Source organism: Scytonema hankhaensis NUACC26 (assembly GCF_045865695.1).
GTDB lineage: Bacteria > Cyanobacteriota > Cyanobacteriia > Cyanobacteriales > Nostocaceae > Scytonema.
Genome location: NZ_BAACAP010000192.1, coordinates 1 through 17,132 on the forward strand (window position 1 = coordinate 1; position 17,132 = coordinate 17,132).

Annotated in this window: 14 protein-coding genes and 1 pseudogene; 4 read left to right on the forward strand and 11 right to left on the reverse strand. The window is 43.3% G+C overall.

The window, feature by feature from the left end:
• Nucleotides 1–430 precede the first annotated feature (430 nt).
• Both ACKTT2_RS20090 and ACKTT2_RS20095 read right to left on the reverse strand, forming a co-directional pair.
• A complete protein-coding gene (locus ACKTT2_RS20090; RefSeq protein ID WP_407890139.1) occupies nucleotides 431–1,513 on the reverse strand; it encodes a class I fructose-bisphosphate aldolase in 1,083 nt (360 codons plus the stop codon).
• A 141-nt stretch (nucleotides 1,514–1,654) separates the two neighbouring features.
• Nucleotides 1,655–1,762 (reverse strand): annotated as a pseudogene (locus ACKTT2_RS20095) (AAA-like domain-containing protein); the annotation flags it as partial.
• A 696-nt stretch (nucleotides 1,763–2,458) separates the two neighbouring features.
• On the opposite strand from ACKTT2_RS20095, the gene fdhD reads away from it, so the two are divergent.
• Nucleotides 2,459–3,286, forward strand: a complete 828-nt coding sequence (gene fdhD, locus ACKTT2_RS20100; RefSeq protein WP_407890140.1) for a formate dehydrogenase accessory sulfurtransferase FdhD — start codon at nucleotides 2,459–2,461, stop codon at nucleotides 3,284–3,286.
• Between the two features lie 89 nt (nucleotides 3,287–3,375).
• On the opposite strand, the gene ACKTT2_RS20105 is transcribed toward fdhD, so the two are convergent.
• From ACKTT2_RS20105 to ACKTT2_RS20115, 3 genes are read right to left on the reverse strand one after another with little or no spacing between them, the layout of a single operon-like run.
• Nucleotides 3,376–5,808: a glycoside hydrolase family 65 protein gene (locus ACKTT2_RS20105; protein WP_407890141.1), complete on the reverse strand. Its 2,433-nt coding sequence runs from the start codon at nucleotides 5,806–5,808 to the stop codon at nucleotides 3,376–3,378.
• Nucleotides 5,798–6,868 carry a PfkB family carbohydrate kinase gene (locus tag ACKTT2_RS20110; protein WP_407890143.1) on the reverse strand — a complete coding sequence of 357 codons (1,071 nt, stop codon included), beginning with the start codon at nucleotides 6,866–6,868 and terminating at the stop codon, nucleotides 5,798–5,800. The genes ACKTT2_RS20105 and ACKTT2_RS20110 overlap by 11 nt, the downstream gene beginning before the upstream one ends.
• Nucleotides 6,852–7,982, reverse strand: a complete 1,131-nt coding sequence (locus tag ACKTT2_RS20115; RefSeq protein ID WP_407890144.1) for an FAD-dependent monooxygenase — start codon at nucleotides 7,980–7,982, stop codon at nucleotides 6,852–6,854. Before ACKTT2_RS20115 ends, ACKTT2_RS20110 begins: the two co-directional genes overlap by 17 nt.
• Nucleotides 7,983–8,115: 133 nt before the next feature.
• Between ACKTT2_RS20115 and ACKTT2_RS20120 the strand changes: the two genes are divergently transcribed.
• Entirely contained in the window at nucleotides 8,116–8,760 is a 645-nt protein-coding gene (locus tag ACKTT2_RS20120) for a TetR/AcrR family transcriptional regulator (RefSeq protein WP_407890147.1), read from the forward strand.
• Between the two features lie 60 nt (nucleotides 8,761–8,820).
• Here the strand turns inward: ACKTT2_RS20120 and ACKTT2_RS20125 are convergent, their stop codons facing one another.
• A complete protein-coding gene (locus ACKTT2_RS20125; RefSeq protein WP_407890150.1) occupies nucleotides 8,821–10,230 on the reverse strand; it encodes an IS200/IS605 family accessory protein TnpB-related protein in 1,410 nt (469 codons plus the stop codon).
• Nucleotides 10,231–10,776: 546 nt separating this feature from the next.
• On the opposite strand from ACKTT2_RS20125, the gene ACKTT2_RS20130 reads away from it, so the two are divergent.
• Nucleotides 10,777–12,882 (forward strand): M3 family metallopeptidase, encoded by a 2,106-nt coding sequence (locus ACKTT2_RS20130; RefSeq protein WP_407890239.1) that lies wholly within the window; start codon nucleotides 10,777–10,779, stop codon nucleotides 12,880–12,882.
• A gap of 466 nt (nucleotides 12,883–13,348) precedes the next feature.
• A complete protein-coding gene (locus tag ACKTT2_RS20135) occupies nucleotides 13,349–14,200 on the forward strand; it encodes a universal stress protein (RefSeq protein ID WP_407890152.1) in 852 nt (283 codons plus the stop codon).
• 95 nt (nucleotides 14,201–14,295) lie between these two features.
• Here ACKTT2_RS20135 and psbM read toward each other — a convergent pair whose 3' ends face one another.
• The 5 genes from psbM to ACKTT2_RS20160 form a co-directional block, all read right to left on the reverse strand.
• Nucleotides 14,296–14,409, reverse strand: coding sequence for a photosystem II reaction center protein PsbM (gene psbM / locus ACKTT2_RS20140; protein ID WP_017746279.1), 114 nt, complete (start codon nucleotides 14,407–14,409; stop codon nucleotides 14,296–14,298).
• Between the two features lie 95 nt (nucleotides 14,410–14,504).
• Complete coding sequence (locus tag ACKTT2_RS20145) at nucleotides 14,505–14,801, reverse strand: 2Fe-2S iron-sulfur cluster-binding protein (RefSeq protein WP_407890155.1); 297 nt, start codon at nucleotides 14,799–14,801, stop codon at nucleotides 14,505–14,507.
• Between the two features lie 290 nt (nucleotides 14,802–15,091).
• A complete protein-coding gene (locus tag ACKTT2_RS20150) occupies nucleotides 15,092–15,229 on the reverse strand; it encodes a photosystem II reaction center protein K (protein ID WP_407890157.1) in 138 nt (45 codons plus the stop codon).
• A 122-nt stretch (nucleotides 15,230–15,351) separates the two neighbouring features.
• Nucleotides 15,352–16,464, reverse strand: a complete 1,113-nt coding sequence (gene tgt / locus ACKTT2_RS20155) for a tRNA guanosine(34) transglycosylase Tgt (protein WP_407890160.1) — start codon at nucleotides 16,462–16,464, stop codon at nucleotides 15,352–15,354.
• A gap of 106 nt (nucleotides 16,465–16,570) precedes the next feature.
• Entirely contained in the window at nucleotides 16,571–17,023 is a 453-nt protein-coding gene (locus ACKTT2_RS20160; RefSeq protein WP_407890161.1) for a hypothetical protein, read from the reverse strand.
• Between the last annotated feature and the right edge of the window lie 109 nt (nucleotides 17,024–17,132).

The window sequence follows — 17,132 nt, forward strand, 5'->3', positions numbered from 1 at the left end:
GAACTCAGTTGTGAAACATTGATGCGGCGACGATAGTTGGCGGGTAGCCGCCCGCAAAAATAGCTCGGTGCCAGGTTCTATACATCGCAAAGCCCTCTTTCCTCTAGTTAGGAAGGGGGCTTTGTTTTGAGCGGTTATAGCGTATTATCTCTTGACGCATTACAGCTATTTACGTAAATAAACACATATCGTAGGATGGGCGTCCTCGCCTCGCCTGCCTTCTTATCTACAACGGGCGTCCTCGCCCGTTCCACAAGAAAATGCACCATCCTCTAGAAAATGCACCATCCCCTAGAAAATGTACCATCCCCTATTGGTGGGGTGGGTATGCCCACCAAACGTGTTTAGGTAATCATAAGCGCGGGAAGGGAGTAACGCTCGATCCCCAATGGCGAATTTCCCAGTCTCAATTCTTAATGACTGTTCAACATTAAGCTATAGTCACTTCAGAGGATAAGTAGATATCTTGGATGAGGTGAAATAGTTTGACGCCTTCCTCAAAGGGACGTTGAAATGTTTTTCTGCCAGAAATTAGCCCCGTTCCACCAGCACGTTTGTTAATAATAGCTGTGCGAACTGCTTCTGCAAAGTCATTTCTACCAGGAGCCCCTCCAGAATTAATTAGCCCCGCACGCCCGCAGTAACAATTGAGAACTTGGTAACGAGTTAAATCAATTGGATGGTCTGTGGTTAAGTCAGTATAAACTCTCTCGTTGGTTTTACCGTAACTCTTTCCAGTTCCTTGGGCAACAGCTCCGTATCCTTTGTTATTTTCTGGCAACTTTTGTTTAATAATGTCAGCTTCAATCGTCACGCCCAAGTGATTTGCTTGTCCTGTCAGATCGGCAGCTAGGTGGTAATCTTGGTCTTGCTTGAAGGCATTATTCCGCAAATAACACCATAAAATTGTTACCATTCCCAAATCATGAGCGCGTTTGAAAGCTTGACTGATTTCCTGAATTTGTCTGGTAGACTGGTCTGAACCGAAATAAATTGTCGCTCCAACTGCAACTGCACCCAAATTCCAAGCTTGTTCAACTGAGGCAAATAAAACCTGATCGAATTGATTGGGATAAGTCAGCAATTCATTGTGGTTGATTTTGACAATCAAAGGAATCTTGTGAGCATATTTGCGTGAAACTGCTCCTAGCACTCCTAAAGTTGTAGCAACAGCGTTGCAACCTCCTTCTATTGCTAGCTTGATAATATTTTCTGGATCGAAATAAATGGGATTGGGTGCAAAGGACGCACCAGCTGAATGTTCAATTCCTTGATCTACTGGGAGAATCGATACATATCCAGTGTTGGCAAGACGCCCAGTAGCATAAAGGGTTTGTAGATTCCTCAAAACTTGAGAGTTACGATCGCTACTTAGCCACACTCTATCTACAAAGTCTGGTCCTGGTAGATGTAACAAATCTTTAGAAATTTTTGCCTTGTAGGTGAGCAAGTCTTCTGCTTCTTTACCCAACAAAGATTCAATAGAATTAGGCGCAGACAGCATTGTTGTCATCAGAATTTCCTCAAGAAATTTACAAGCGTGTCTTTGCCTTTATGATAGCTTTTAGCAGGATAAAGTATAAAAATATTTCCTGCTTCTTGCCCGTGAGAGGTGTTATAAGTTTTAAAGCGATCGCTTGCTGAAATGCTCTTGCTCTGGCAAATGAACTACTAAGCCAATGTTAAAAGGTGACTCATTAATATTTAATTCAATATAAATCTCTGTAGAATGAACTACAACTAATCGCAACTTTTGCCAAACTTTATAAAACAAGAGTGGGAAGTGTTTCCTTCACGTGGCTTTAGCCCGTGGAGGAAACACGACGGAAGCCCTTTCAAGGGCAGTCTTACTCCATTACCGCCTTGGAGGTACTAAATGCCGGGTAGAATTGCCGTCTACTTTCGTTCAGGCAGTTATGAACTGACATTGTTCCCTCTGTACGCATAATGGGTTGCTCAATTGAGCCTCGCTTTCGCGGTAATGTGAGCCTCGCCAAAGTTACTGGTCGGTACTATCCAGACAGCACTGACTTACCCCTCGTAAATCTGTTTAACCATCCAGTTCTAGTGCTACAGACTGGCTACGCATCTGTAGGTAGGACTTTAACCTTGCCAATAACGTAGTACCTGAGTACTTAGGCTGGTCAGCTAACTAAAATTCCGAGGCACGAAGCCCCGTCACTTTAGTGCGGGGTGCTGACATTGTTTTGCTTGTTCGTGCCAAGAATGTAATTATCCCAATTACTTTTAGCATTTTTTTGGGAAATTAGTATCGCTCAATTAAAGGTTTTGCAGATACCCTGACTTTAATATATGTCTATCTTTAGAGATATTGAAAAAATAATCAATCTGTCTTTAGATAGAAAGCGAGGATAAATGAATAAGATGCTAGGTGTGACGGCAGGTGATACTATTGGCTCGGTTTATGAAATAATTTATTTCCTGGTACTGTTAGACAATGCCAACTCGAAGCAAAACTAAAGCAACTGTTTGGCTGATAGAGAACGGTAAAGTGCGATCGCGTTCTGACAATCTCGCTACTGAAGAACCTCTGGAAATTCGCTTTGCATTTCCACGCCAAACAGTTGCAATAACAATGCGAACACCTGGAGCAGATTTTGAACTAGCTGCTGGGTTTCTTTACAGCGAGGGCATAATTAACTGTAGAGAAGATATCAAACGCATCAGTTATTGCGTAGACAACTTGGTAGATGGCGAACAACATTACAACATTGTCAACATAACCCTTCGAGAAGGCTTAAATCCAGATCTACAAACACTACAAAGGCATTTTTATACAACTAGTGCCTGTGGAGTTTGCGGTAAGGCTAGTCTTGAAGCCTTGCGCTTGCGAAATCATCCACCCATTCCTACAGGATTAACAGTTACATCTGACATTATTTACACATTACCAAATAAACTGAGAGCAGCCCAAAGCGTGTTTGATGTAACAGGTGGTTTGCATGCAGCTGCTTTATTCGATACTCAAGGACAACTGCTAACCATACATGAAGATGTCGGACGCCATAATGCATTAGATAAGTTAATAGGTTCAGCCTTACTGAATGAGCAAGTACCTTTGAGCGATCGCATTGTGATGGTAAGCGGACGCTCTAGTTTTGAAATTTTGCAAAAGTCTGTAGCTGCTGGAGTTCCTATTGTCTGTTCTGTTTCTGCACCTAGTAGTTTAGCTGTATCCATAGCAAAGGAATTTGGAATCACTTTAATTGGATTTTTGCGAGGCGAAAAGTTCAATGTATATGCTGGGTTAGAAAGGATAGAATGAAGGCGAAACGGCTTCCAGTGCTAATAAAAGTAACGGGCGTCTCGCCCGTCCCACAAGAGATTTTTGAAGACTTTTTTATTTGGAAGTCCCTAAGCCAAGAGCTTAGTATGTGCCAGATTAATTGCTACCGAGGTATCTGGTTGTAGATCCATTGTTTGACCCTGACAAGTAACTTTGACAGATTCTGTATTCGCAGACGCGGCTGAAATGCTTAAGTGATTATCTATCATTTCAATTTGCAGATCGTTGCTTCGGTGATGGAGACTAATGGATAACCGTTTGAGGTGTGTTGGTAACGATGGATCTAAGTATATACTACCATTTTGGATACGCAAACCAAGGTAGTGATAGTGGAGGATATACAACGTACCTGCCATCATACCCAAGTGGATTCCACCTATTGTCTCTTTACTGTCTTTGTCCGAGATCTCGGTAAAACACGCCTTAGCAAATAATTGCCAGGATTTATCACTATCAAGTGTAGCAAGTGCGCCAGCGTAAACAATACGCGACAGGGTGGACTGGTGAGCTGTGCGTTGAAGATGATACTCGATTGTGCGTTGCATCTGCTTCCGGTTAAATTGATATCCCTGGCGTTCCAACAGTACCGTCACTTCTTTTTCAGTCAGCAGAAAGAACAGCATTGCTACATCAGCCTGCTTGGTCACTTGATATCGATTGATATCATCGCCTTCAGCTTCAAGAACCCAGTCAACACGTTGAGAACCGTGTTGTTCGTGAAACTGCTGTAAATCAAACTCCGAAAGGTTCTCGAATCCTTCATACTGGCTTAATATACCATCATTATGAAAGTCTATATGCATCTTTTGGCTAATAACATTCCAGTGCTCGATCTCGTCTTGGCTAAGCTTGAGCCTGTAGCAAAGTTCGGCGCAGGGCGAGGGTGGTAGTATGTTGAGCACCTCTCGCGCACAACAAAGTGTCCAGCTTGCCATAACGTTAGTGTAAGTGTTGTTGTCAATTCCAGGAATCTCCGTATTTGGATAGGCGGTATGGTATTCATCTGAACCAACTACACTAAGAATTTCATAGCGATCGCATTTGGGGTTATATGTCACAATACTTGCCCAGAAGCGTGCTATCTCTATTATCAGTTCAGCCCCGTAGTCACATAGAAACGTAATGTCGTTGGTAACTGTATAGTACTTCCACACATTGAAAGCAATAATCGCGTTGATGTGGTGCTGCAAGCAAGTTTTATCCCGTATCCAATGCTCGGAGAGCGGATTGAACTGAAAACGGGGTGTCTCTTCGCGTCCAGTACTGGCGCTACGCCAAGGAAACATTGCGCCACTATAACCGTGTTGACGAGCCAAGTGCCGCGAAAAGTTGAGGCGACGGTAGCGATACAGCAATATCGATCGCGCAACAGTAGGAAAGCGGGGGGCTAAGAACGACAGCACAAAGGTCTCATCCCAAAAAATGTGTCCGCGATAGTTCTCGCCGTGCCAACCACGAGCTGACACACCCACATCAATGTCAGTTGTATGAGGTGAGACAGTTTGTAATATATGAAAGATATGCAGCCGTATCGCACGTAGGTACTCTACTGGAGCGATGTCGATCTCGCAGCGCATCCACAGGAGCGCCCACGCTCGCTTGTGTGCATCAAGCAGACTCACAAAGCTAGGTGCATCTTGGATTGCTTGCTGTGCTGCCTCTCCGCTTTCGCCAATTGCGTAGTCGTGTGACGTGTATAAGGCGGCAATTTTCTCAATCGCGATCGCACTGCCGCGCTTGACAGACAAATGAATCCTCTCTACAACCTGTGCCTCCTCACAGTCGTAAACTCGTACCGAATCAGTTGCGTTACCATTGACAAACACGCGGGTACGTGCTGCCAATGCAATATTGATATGCGACTGACAGGTACGCATTTTGAGCCAGATACCTTCCGGTTCGAGTGTTCCGGTTTCCAAAGGCTCGAGGTGCTGCTTGCTATACTCTTTCTGGCGATCGACATTGTTGTTAATTACACGCCCGTCGATGGCTGAATGAATCTCCAAATTGCCAGACCAGTTTTCGGCGATGAGTTCAACATTTAACCCAGCAAGATGCGGTAGAGCCATGCTGACAAAGCGTTGTTCGCGAAGAAGCGTTTGCCGCCCCAGGGAGTCCCGAAACTGAATTTCTCGCTGTAGGACACCGTGCCGAAGGTGAAGCTTCTGGTGATATGAAAGAATTTCAACATTGTCAATCGAAAACCAATCGCCTCCTTCAATACGAAACGTTAGCAACAACCAATTAGGCAGATTTACAATCGATTCATCGTCAACATCTTCGCCTTCAATATGGCTAACGAGTCGATTGTAGATCCCTGCTCGGTAGGTACCAGGGTAATGAATACAATCGGCAGTTGCCTCAAAAGCTGCCGCACGAGTGACAAAATAGCCGTTTCCAAGAGCGCAGAGGGATTCCCGGTGACCTTCCTCTTCAGGCTCGTAGTCTTCAAAGCTAATAGTCCAGGCGCTTTCTAAATCACACGTGTTACTATAAGACATGAGTTTGGTTTATGAGTTGTTTAAAGAGCGCGTCGATCTCCGAGCGCGTTGGATATGCAGGCTGAGAACCGTATTTGGTCACAGCGGCGTGCGAGGCAGCCGTAGCAAAGCAGGCAGCATCACGCAACGAGCGACCTTCAAGTACAGCTACGGCGAGACCACCTGCAAAGGCATCGCCTGCGCCTGTGGTATCGACGACGTTTACCGAGATGGGTGGAACGTGCAGTACTATCTCACGGTTTGCGAGAACACAACCACCATCACTCAGCTTCACGCAAGCGTTCTCAACACCGTGCTCTACAAAGTAGCGTGCGGCTTGGACAGCACTATCGACCGAGTCACTCTCAATGCCAGTTAACCTCTTCGCCTCACCAGCGTCAGGGAGGATGTAGTTAACCTGGGAGAATATTTTCTGCTCGACCCGATCTGTTGGTGATGGATCGAGGAGCACCGGGATTCCTCCCTCGCAAGCAATGGCGATCGCATGCTCGACCATGAAGGGTGCTATTTCATAGTCAACCACCAGTACCGATCCGGGCGGTGCATTTTCAATAGCTCTGCTAACCATGGGAACATCTTCCGAGCACCAGTCCTGGTTCGCATTTTCAGCCAGTATAATTCCCTTGTTGCCATCGGGCGGAACTGTAATCATGGAAACACCAGTTGATTTACCCTCAACGGCACGCACGTATTGGAGGTCAACGCCGATCTCGCGTAGCGGCTGTAGCGCCTGCTCCTGCAATGAATCGGCACCAACACGCGCAATCAGTGTCGCGCTGATGCCAAGGCGGCGAGCAAGATAGGCAACATTCGCCGCTTTGCCGCCACTAAGTTTGATAAAATCGTGTGCTGGGAGCGTCTCGTTCAGATTTGGTCGGCGATCGACGCGCACTTGGAAGTCAGCGTTGACGCTACCAAGAGAGATAACTGTCCCTGGACTCATCATGTCTTTTCTGAAGCTTTCACATTCTTTAAGTATTGTAAAACTTCGCTCAATATATAGCCAGTGCAGTACTGTAAACTTCGTAGTTATCTGTGAGTGACTAGGCTCGGTAAGCATGAAAAGACTTGAAACTGTTGCCGATCGCTGAACCCATTGCCTTCATAAAAGTATTGCGAAGTCCCACAGCTACCGGGTTTTTCAATTCGCCCATCTTGCCGGATTGCCTCGATGCAAGGGCAATTGCCTTGGTACGCGGAAAACGCTCTGACTCATACTGTTGAAAAGCAATACTTAGATCTGGTTGTGCTTGCAAGCATTGGGCAACGACATAAGCATCCTCCAAAGCTGTACAAGCGCCCTGCCCCATAGTGGGTAGCATGGGGTGGGCAGCATCACCGAGTAGCGTAACATTTTGCTGACTCCAAGGCTGTTTTGGCGGACGATCGTATAAATCTGTGGTCAAAATATTGGCTTCATCTGTAGCAGTGATTAACTCAGAAATGGCTCTGAACCAATCCTGATACATTGTCAATAGCTCTTTTTTACGACCGAGCGCAGCATCTGGTTGTGCTTGGCGTGCGGTTGCTGCTGCATACCAATACATTTTGCCAAGCCCAAGCATCATGAAACCGAATCCTTTACCGCATCCTAAAAATTCTTGAATGTAACCAGGACGGTATGCACTTGGAATATAATCGGTTAAACCACGCCAAGTCTTGAAATTTCGGTAAGTGGGAGCCTCGTCACCTAAAATGGCGGCTCTGACTTGCGACCGCAACCCATCCGCGCCGATTAACGCATCTCCTTCAACGCTCAAACCTGAAGCAAAATAGGCATAAACCCGATTGTCCTTGCGCTCAAATCGCTCAAAAGTTTCTCCCAAAATAAATTTCTCACCCGGTACATTGCGGCACAATAGCTGATGCAATTGGGCACGATGAATTCCAATAACGGGCAACTCAAAGCCATCAAGTGCGACGTTCACTAACTCAAAGCCACGTTGCGAATTGAATTGATAGTTTGTGGTGAGATAACCAACTTTCATCGCTTCTTCCAATAAACCTAAGTTCTTCAAGATGTGGGTTGCGTTTGCCCAAAGCGCAATTCCAGCCCCGACTTCTTGCAACTCTTTAGTTCGCTCGTAGACGACAGGCTCAATCCCAGCACGACTCAGGGCGAGCGCAGTTGCAGCACCGCCAATTCCACCACCGATGATGATTACTTTTTTCATATATCCCAAATTTGTCGACAGACTTGTCAGTTAGTTAATTTTCATCAAACAGGTTTGACGCGCTCTTGTCAACTGACTGTTCAGTCGGGAAGAGGTATACTGATTCATAAGTTCTTTGAATCCTGTAACAACTGTGGCGCGTACAAAATCAGAAAAAGTAAAGAATGCCAAGCCAGTTCGAGATGCTGAAGCGACTCAAGCTGTGATTTTGGCAGCAGCGGAAGAAGAATTTGCCCAACATGGTTTTACGGCGGCGCGAACAGAAGCGATCGCCGCCAAAACAGGTGTTGCAAAGTCGATGATTTATTACTACTTTAAAGATAAAGAAGGTTTGTATCAAGCGGTCTTGGAGCGATCGCATACCGATCTAAGGCAAACAATTCAGCAATTACAGTTGGAGGATTTGTCTGGTGAAGTCGCGTTGGAAAGATTTTTGAGAGCATTGCTCGGTTGTGTATCGCGTAACCCAAAACTCCCGACTATCATGTTTCACGAAGCAGTGCAAAACCAGGGAAAGTACTATAAACACAGTAGCTCTGTGAGTATTGATACTACTTTGATCGCAATTCTGCAACAAGGCGTGGCTGAGGGGATATTTCGTCCACTCGATCCGTTTCAGTCTGCAATTAATATTATGGGAACTTGCTTGTTCTATTTTATTGGTGCAGGAAACATTCAGCAGTTTCCCCAGGGTAAGCGGCTTTTGAGCAAACCAATGCTAGAGCAGCACACCACTGAAGCGATCGCGCTAATCCTAGCAGGTGTACGACAATCCTGACTGCTAGCTGTTGAACGCACCGCCAACCAAATCTGACGATTATGGTTGGGGATTCTTACGCTATGAGGCACTCAGTCCCCACAACGTCCCCAGCGTTATCGGCGTCCGCGATTTGTTCGTTGAATTTCTATCTACGAATACTCTAGAGAATGTGCTGTCACCTATTAAGACACAATACCAATACCTAGCAGCAATGTTGTAAGAGGCAGAGAGATCGGCTTGATAAAATTTACCACTTGGAAACTTAGCTATAGAATAATTATTTTTATTCCGTTTGACTTTTCCGCTTCCATCATAAGCATAGGCACTCGTGTATTTAGGATTAACAGCTTGAACAATCCCTCCCAACTCTGACCATCTCTGGGTTAATGTCTCAAATATTTTTCGATGACACCAAAGATGGAATTTTTGTTTAGTTAGAGATTTTTTCCGACCTGCCTTAGCTTTCCATCCTTTCAGATTTTCTATAACAATTACCTTAACTTTATGGAAATTGGCAAATTCTATAATTCTCTTACTAATTTTTCTGGCTATCTCCAAATTAATATTTGAAGATTTGCGATATAGCCCTTTACAAAAACCCTTGGGTAGTTTTTTGTCTTTTCCAATTCTTGCTTTGGTTTGCTTGGATTTATGAGCTATCATCATGCGTCGTTGATTGCGTTGGTCTATGTCTCTTGCTGGATTGATAAACAATCTGGCTTTTACAGTACCTTTGATATCTACGATGCTGCAAACACTGCTACTATTGATCCCTATATCTATGGCACATACGTAATCGGATTCCTCCTTATTTACTTTCAGAATTTTGACAGGTATAGACAATTGACAAGTCTTCTTGTTAACCACTAATGCCGGAGATTGCATCTCATTGTTGGCAATGAGATGTCTATTGTTACCATGCCCTTTCACTGGTATTTTCTTAATCCATACCCAATCCTTGCCATTCCAAACTTTGATATCTACCGAACTGTAATTTAAACCATAACGGATTTGTTGACCCTTATATAAAGATGGGTAAGAGTTACACATTGCCGTCAATCGTGGCGGTTTAGCATCACGTTTTGACCTTTTGCCAGATTGCCATTCTCTGTAACGAGTCTGGAAACTTGATACTATACCAATAGCATCTGCAATAGCAGCCCTTCTTAGATAACTGGGAAATTTCCGGAAAGATGGATACTTATAAACGACTTTTTGATAATAATTATGTTTAGGCTCTGGATTGTCTGCTGTTTTATGGATTATTTTCTCAATAGCAGCCACTGTTTCCTTTAAAGATAGCTCGGCAAGTTTTACCCATTGGGCATTTATAATTAAGACAAGAGGCTTTAAGAACCTTCGATACTCTTCTACTGTCATAATTAGCTGTTGTTTTTCTTCTGGTTTAATTGCCAAATCCCAAACATCAGTTCTAATTATTTCTGCTAAATTCTTTTTTCTCTTGTTATTTTTTCTTTTCTTGCCCATTGGTTCGACCTACCACTCTAATTTTATTTTACTAAACGTTAAGTAATAGTCAAGTGGCTAAAACAAAATCAAGAGAAAAATTGGCAGAAGCGAAATCCTGAAAAAGTCAGAGCATATACAGCTAAATATGAGAAGTCTAGAGCTAAGACAACAGTGTATGCGCGAAAAATGGGTGACAGAACAAATCGATCGAGTTAAGGAACCTAGGCAAACCTAAGGTAACTGGGTTCGGCTCCATATTGAAGCATGGGCAAGAATCAGGTGTAGTCAGACTTCGATAACAATCAGGATTGAGAATAATGTTGCTGCGCTTTGAGGCTTGGATTCCCCTTACCCCACCCAAAAATACTAGAAAATATTTACATTTTGGGTGGGGTAAGGGGAATCATTTTTGTTCAAAAGAGCACTTACAGTTCCAAGCGGTATGGTTTCTATCACCTCCAGTTGCAAGAAACCCGCAATAGCATTCTTCTATCGCTACATTAGAAGATACAAGAAAGAAAAGTCGCTTTTTGTTTTTATTTACCGGGTACTCTTACAGCAATGATGAGTGAAGCAGTTATTATTCCCAATAACCCCTTACTAAAAGGTTCTGGCTTACCACCTTTTGCAGAAATACAACCAGAGCAAGTTGTACCAGCATTCAACCAGCTTTTAGCAGAATTAGACCAAGAACTCGTTGGATTAGAAGCTAGTGTAGAACCGACATGGAGTGGTTTAGTACAACCTTTAGAAAATCTTACAGAACGCTTGTACTGGAGTTGGGGTATTGTCAATCATCTTATGGGTGTAAAAAATAGCCCCGAATTGCGCGAAGCTTTTGAAACTATACAGCCACCAGTGATTCAGTTCTCCAACAAACTCAGCCAAAGCCAACCTATTTACAATGCTTTCAAAGCACTCCGCGCCAGTGAGACTTGGGCAACTTTGGATGCAGCCCAACAGCGCATTGTTGAATCTGCCATTCGAGATGCAGAACTTGCAGGTGTTGGTTTGCAAGGAGAAGCAAGAGAGCGTTTTAACGCCATCCAGATGGAGTTAGCCGATTTATCTACTAAATTTTCCAACCATCTGCTTGATGCAACTAAAGCTTTTAGCTTGACTTTAACCACTCAAGAAGAAATTGATGGCTTACCCCCTAGCTTACTTAGCTTAGCCGCACAAGCTGCACGATCTGCAGGAGAAGAAAACGCTACAACGGAAAATGGTCTTTGGCGCATTACTTTAGATGCTCCTAGTTACATACCCTTCATGCAGCACAGTACCCGACGAGACTTAAGGGAAAAGCTTTATAAAGCTTTTATTGCCCGTGCTTCGTCAGGTGAGTTTGATAATAACCCACTTATCGAACGTATTTTGGAATTGCGTCAAGAACTGGCAGAGTTGCTTGGTTATCAGACATATGCTGAATTAAGCTTGGCTAGTAAAATGGCTCCTAACGTCAAAGCAGTGGCGTCTTTGTTGGAAGAATTGCGTTTCCGTAGTTATGATGCTGCTGTTAAGGAATTGGATGAACTCAAAGCTTTTGCTGCATCCAAAGGAGCACCAGAAGCCAAGGATTTGTGGCATTGGGACATTCCATTTTGGGCAGAACGTCAGCGAGAAGAAAAATTTGCTTTTACTGCTGAAGAGTTGCGTCCTTACTTCCCACTCCCTCAAGTTCTCGATGGTTTATTCGGATTGGTAAATCGACTATTTGGCATGACTGTTACCCCTGCTGATGGTCAAGCCCCTGTTTGGCATGAGGATGTGCGGTACTTCCAAATTGCTGATGAAGCGGGTCATCCTATTGCTTATTTTTACTTAGATCCTTACAGCCGTCCTGCTGAAAAACGTGGCGGTGCGTGGATGGATGTTTGTATTAACCGTGGCAAGATTGTAGAAAATGGAGTGACAACGGTTCGGTTACCTGTGGCTTATTTAATTTGCAACCAAACCCCTCCTGTAGATGGTAAGCCTAGCTTAATGACTTTTGACGAAGTTGAAACCCTGTTCCACGAGTTCGGTCACGGCTTGCACCTCATGCTAACAAAGGTGGATTATCCTTCTGCGGCAGGTATTAATAATGTTGAGTGGGATGCAGTGGAATTACCGAGCCAGTTTATGGAGAATTGGTGCTATGACAAACCAACTTTGTTTGGTATGGCAAAGCACTATGAAACAGGGGAACCTCTACCAGAACATTATTACCACAAGCTAGTAGCAGCAAAGAATTACATGACTGGTACTGGTATGTTGCGACAAATCCATATCAGTCTTGTCGATTTAGAACTCCATCACCGCTATCGTCCGGGTGGTACGGAAACTCCTAAAGATGTGCGATCGCGTCTAGCCAAAACCACAACTGTTCTGCCACCATTACCTGAAGATGCCTTCCTATGTGCGTTTGGACACATATTTGCTGGAGGATATGCTGCGGGTTATTACAGCTATAAATGGGCTGAAGTTCTAAGTGCAGATGCTTTTGCCGCATTTGAAGAAGTGGGTCTTGATAACGAGACAGCCATAAAAGCAACAGGCAAACGTTATCGAGAGACGGTGTTGGCTCTTGGCGGTAGTCGGCATCCTATGGAGGTCTTTAAGTCCTTCCGAGGTCGCGAACCAAGTACTGAACCCCTACTCAAGCATAATGGTTTAGCTGTTGCAGCGTAAAAATTTGTTGCTGGATTCTAGCCTGCCACTAGTATATTTATCCATAACTCATGTACCTCATGTACGGGCGTCCCCGCCCGTACCACAAGATGGATAATTTATGAGAGAAAGTCGGATGTGTTTTTAACCATAGTCATCTTTATATTTTGTAAAAAAATAGAAGTCATATTCATCTATTATTTCAAGTCTTCTTTGCATTACTTAACTTTGTTCTAATTAAAAAGAGTAAACATAGATTACAACTAATAAATTTAATAACCATTCGTTAAGTTCATAGGTCAGAATTAATAGTAAGCTGGAATTATCAAGAACCCAGTTAATCTTTTCAAAAACTGGGGACGAATAACCCGAACTGTTAGTAGTTATTGGTTAGTAGTTAGTGGTTGCTAGAACAACTAACTACTAACAATTAACCAATAACTATTATTGAGTCAATTAGGTAACCTGAACCCAAAGAAGATCTAAGATGATAGAAAAAATTTTGCTGGCTGTCTCCGGCTTAGGTCACGCTGAAGAAATGCTCAAATCCTTAAAGGATGTGCCTTCAATTCAACGAGCAAAAGTAACCGTTTTACACGTTGTACCAGATCAAGTGATTGCTGAAAATATGACAGCTAAATGGGAAGAAGGAGGCAAAATTTTAGCGAATGCTATTCAGTATTTGAGCCTAGATCCCAGTCGGGTTTCCTCTATTTTACGTCAAGGCGATCCCAAAACTGTGGTTTGTCAGGTTGCCGATGAAATTGAAGCTGACTTGATTATCATGGGTTCGCGAGGACTCAAACGCCTACAATCGATTTTATCAAACTCTGTCAGTCAGTATGTTTTCCAACTATCTTCTCGCCCCATGTTGTTGGTTAAAGATGACGTTTATGTCAAAAGAATTAACCGTATTATGGTGGCAATGGATAATTCAGAGGCTGCCAAGCATTGCTTAAGTTTAGCTCTATTCCTCTTACGAGATATTAAGGGAGGAGAGTTACTTCTGGCTAATATTAATACAGATTTGCGTGGCAAAGCATCTGAAAGGCATGAAATTAGTTCAGAACACAGCCCTGTTTTAGCCGCCGCTGCTGCAGAAGCTAAAAAATATGGTGTCCCGGTTCGTTGTGTGGTCAGTAGTGGTAAACCAGGTGAAGAAATTTGTCGTTTAGCAGATGAATGGAAAGTAGATTTACTACTTCTTGGTTCTCCAGATCGTCGTCCTACTATTGCTAAGAGTTTGGTAGATATAGACAGACTTTTAGGTGCATCTTTGTCTGATTATGTGCGAGTGAATGCCAACTGTCCAGTTTTGTTGGCACGAACAGTAGATTAAGGAAAGTTGAACGAACGGCGATCGCTCAATAAAAACCCCTACCATATAAGTGTAGGGGTTCTCTCGATCTTAAATTTTGAATTTTGAACTGCTTGTTAATCTTTTTTACCTTCGCGGCTAGCAGTTTGAATGTAAAGAATTATTAAAAAGACTGCAGGAACGAGAACGAACAGAATGCTCGCTACGAACCCTAGATCGTTAACTTGCATGGGAAGACAGCCTCGCTTCAATATCTAGGTAACACTTTTAGGATACCATTTCATGGCAAAAGAAATATGACTTTATACCTTCATCCTTTATATTGCTACGGCTTTGTAATTACACTAACTGCACCATTTACCAGAGTTTGACAAGCAAGACGGCAATTTTCTGGTTTTTTCTTCAATAATTTCCTTTCTGCATCGGTACGGGGCGATAAATTGTCCGAGCCTTCAACAATCTCTACTACACAACAGCCACATTGACCGTACCCACCACAATTCATCATCTTGCCAAAAAGTTTGTATATGTCAACATTGTTTTGCAAGGCTTTTTCTCGTAAGTTCGCGCCGTTAGCTGCTACGACTTCTTTATTCTCTTTCACAAATGTGATGTTACCCATTTCTGATACCTCATTTACGTAAACTCAACTAAAAAAGTATTAAGGATAAAGGGAAAGCATGAAAAGCTTATAGTTCGCCCTTCATGAGGTACAACCTCCCGAATTTTACGGTAAAGGCGTTACCTGACATACTCGCTTTATTTTTATATTTTACCCACTCTCTTAATTTATTACAATTTATTAAGAAATATCAATTTTATTGACAAAGTGTAAGAAAAAAAACCCGACTGCCAAAAAGCGCCGGGTTTGGGGAGTATTGAGCCTATATTTAGGTCAATGAGTCAATTGATTTATCTAAAACCAATAGCGGCTTGCCAAACAAAAGCAAGCAACAAGAAGAATACGGGGATGATTGGCAGAACGTCTACCAAAGGATCGAGAATTTGATAAGCTTCGGGTAATTTTGCCAACAACAATGCTGCTTCCATATTTATTAAATCCACCTATCCAACACAGCTTTCAGAATTGAGAAATATCTTAACACGTGGTAGTGGTCATTGGTCACTGATTACTGGTCACTGGTCACTGGTCACTGGTCACTGGTCACTGATTACTGGTCACTGTCAAGCCATGAAGCAAAATCGTTTGCAAAGGTATCGTTCAGTATTGCTTCTCGTATCTTTTGAGTAAAGCAAATCAATTCAGTGATATTGTGAATACTTAACAAGGTATACGCTAGTATCTCTTGCGCTCTGACTAAATGAGATATATATGCACGGCTAAAGTTTCGACAAGCATAACAAGGACAAGTTTCATCCATCGGTGTAAAGTCTTCGCGAAACTTGGCATTTTTTAAATTCCATCGCTCGCCTTGTACCATTGCTGTACCGTGTCTTGCCCAACGGGTGGGAATAACGCAATCAAACAAATCAACTCCAGATGCGATGGCGATAGCAATTTCTCGGTATGTGCCGACTCCCATTAAGTAACGAGGTTTTTCTGGTGGTAGTAGAGGTGCTGTTGCTTTGACTACGTGAGAAATGAGTTCGGGTGGTTCGCCCACGCTGACGCCACCAATAGCGTATCCAGGTAAATCTAATTCTGCCAGAGACAAAGCTGCTTGAGAACGCAGATCGAGATACACGCCTCCCTGTACAATACCAAATAAGGCTTGGTCTTGACGTTGATGAGCGATCGCACAACGTTTTAGCCAACGGTAAGTTCTTTGTGTGGCGGCTTCTACTTCTTCGCGTGTGGCTGGGTAAGGCGGACATTCATCGAATGCCATAATGACATCCGCACCTAAAGTATTTTGAATTTCAATAGAACGTTCTGGAGTTAAGTTAATAATTTGACCATCATGGGGCGAGCGAAAAATCACTCCTTCTTCACTAATTTTCCGCATTTCACTTAAACTAAACACTTGGAACCCACCTGAATCTGTCAGAATTGGTCCATTCCAACCCATAAATTTATGCAGCCCTCCACCTCCTGCTACAATTGCTTCACCTGGTTGGAGGTGTAAATGATAAGTATTGCACAAAACCATTTGCGCTCCAGTGTCCTCTAGCTGAGATGGAGTCATAGTTTTGACATTTGCTAGCGTCCCCACAGGCATAAATCGTGGAGTTTCTACTATACCGTGAGGGGTAGAAAAAACTCCCACCCGCGCCTTTGTCTGGCTACAGGAAGCAAGACGTTGAAAAGAAAATTGTGCACTCAAGAGAGAATTTACTAATTGCTAAGGGCTAATAGCTAATAGTAACATTCGGGGAATCAGTGACCAGTGACCAGTGACCAGTGACCAGTGACCAGTAACCAGTGACCAACTAAAACAGGTCGCAGTTATCATCATCCATCTCCGCATCCCACTTAGCTGAGAAGACTTGCTCCATCATGGCTTCCAAAGCACTGACGTGAAAACAACGGTCTTGTCTCTCCTCCAAAGGAATGGACAGGGGAATCAGTCGCAAACACATTCCTTCTTGGATCAGGTCAAAATAAGTCTCTTTTTCCGGAGACAGTTTTAATTCCAAGTAATCAAAACTATAAACATTCAGATAAAGCGTGTGGTTGGCGACTAAGGTAGACCGTTTCGGATTGGCAAAAACCTCCATGACATCCCCCTCTCCCTCGCCCTGCAATTTTCCCTCATGGGTGTGAATGTAGCGAACGCGACCTAAATCTGTCAGTAATCGCCACATATCTTGCTTATTCACAACCACGCCTGTATCAATAATGCACGGAGCTGGTATCTTGGTATCGGGTAGATGGTTACTCATAAATTAAACACTTTTTGGAGCGCAAATGAGTTCAACATAGCTCTACTTTTATTGTTACAGCTTTGCTGAATCCCTACATTTTAATCAAAATCTTCACCTGTAGGACAAT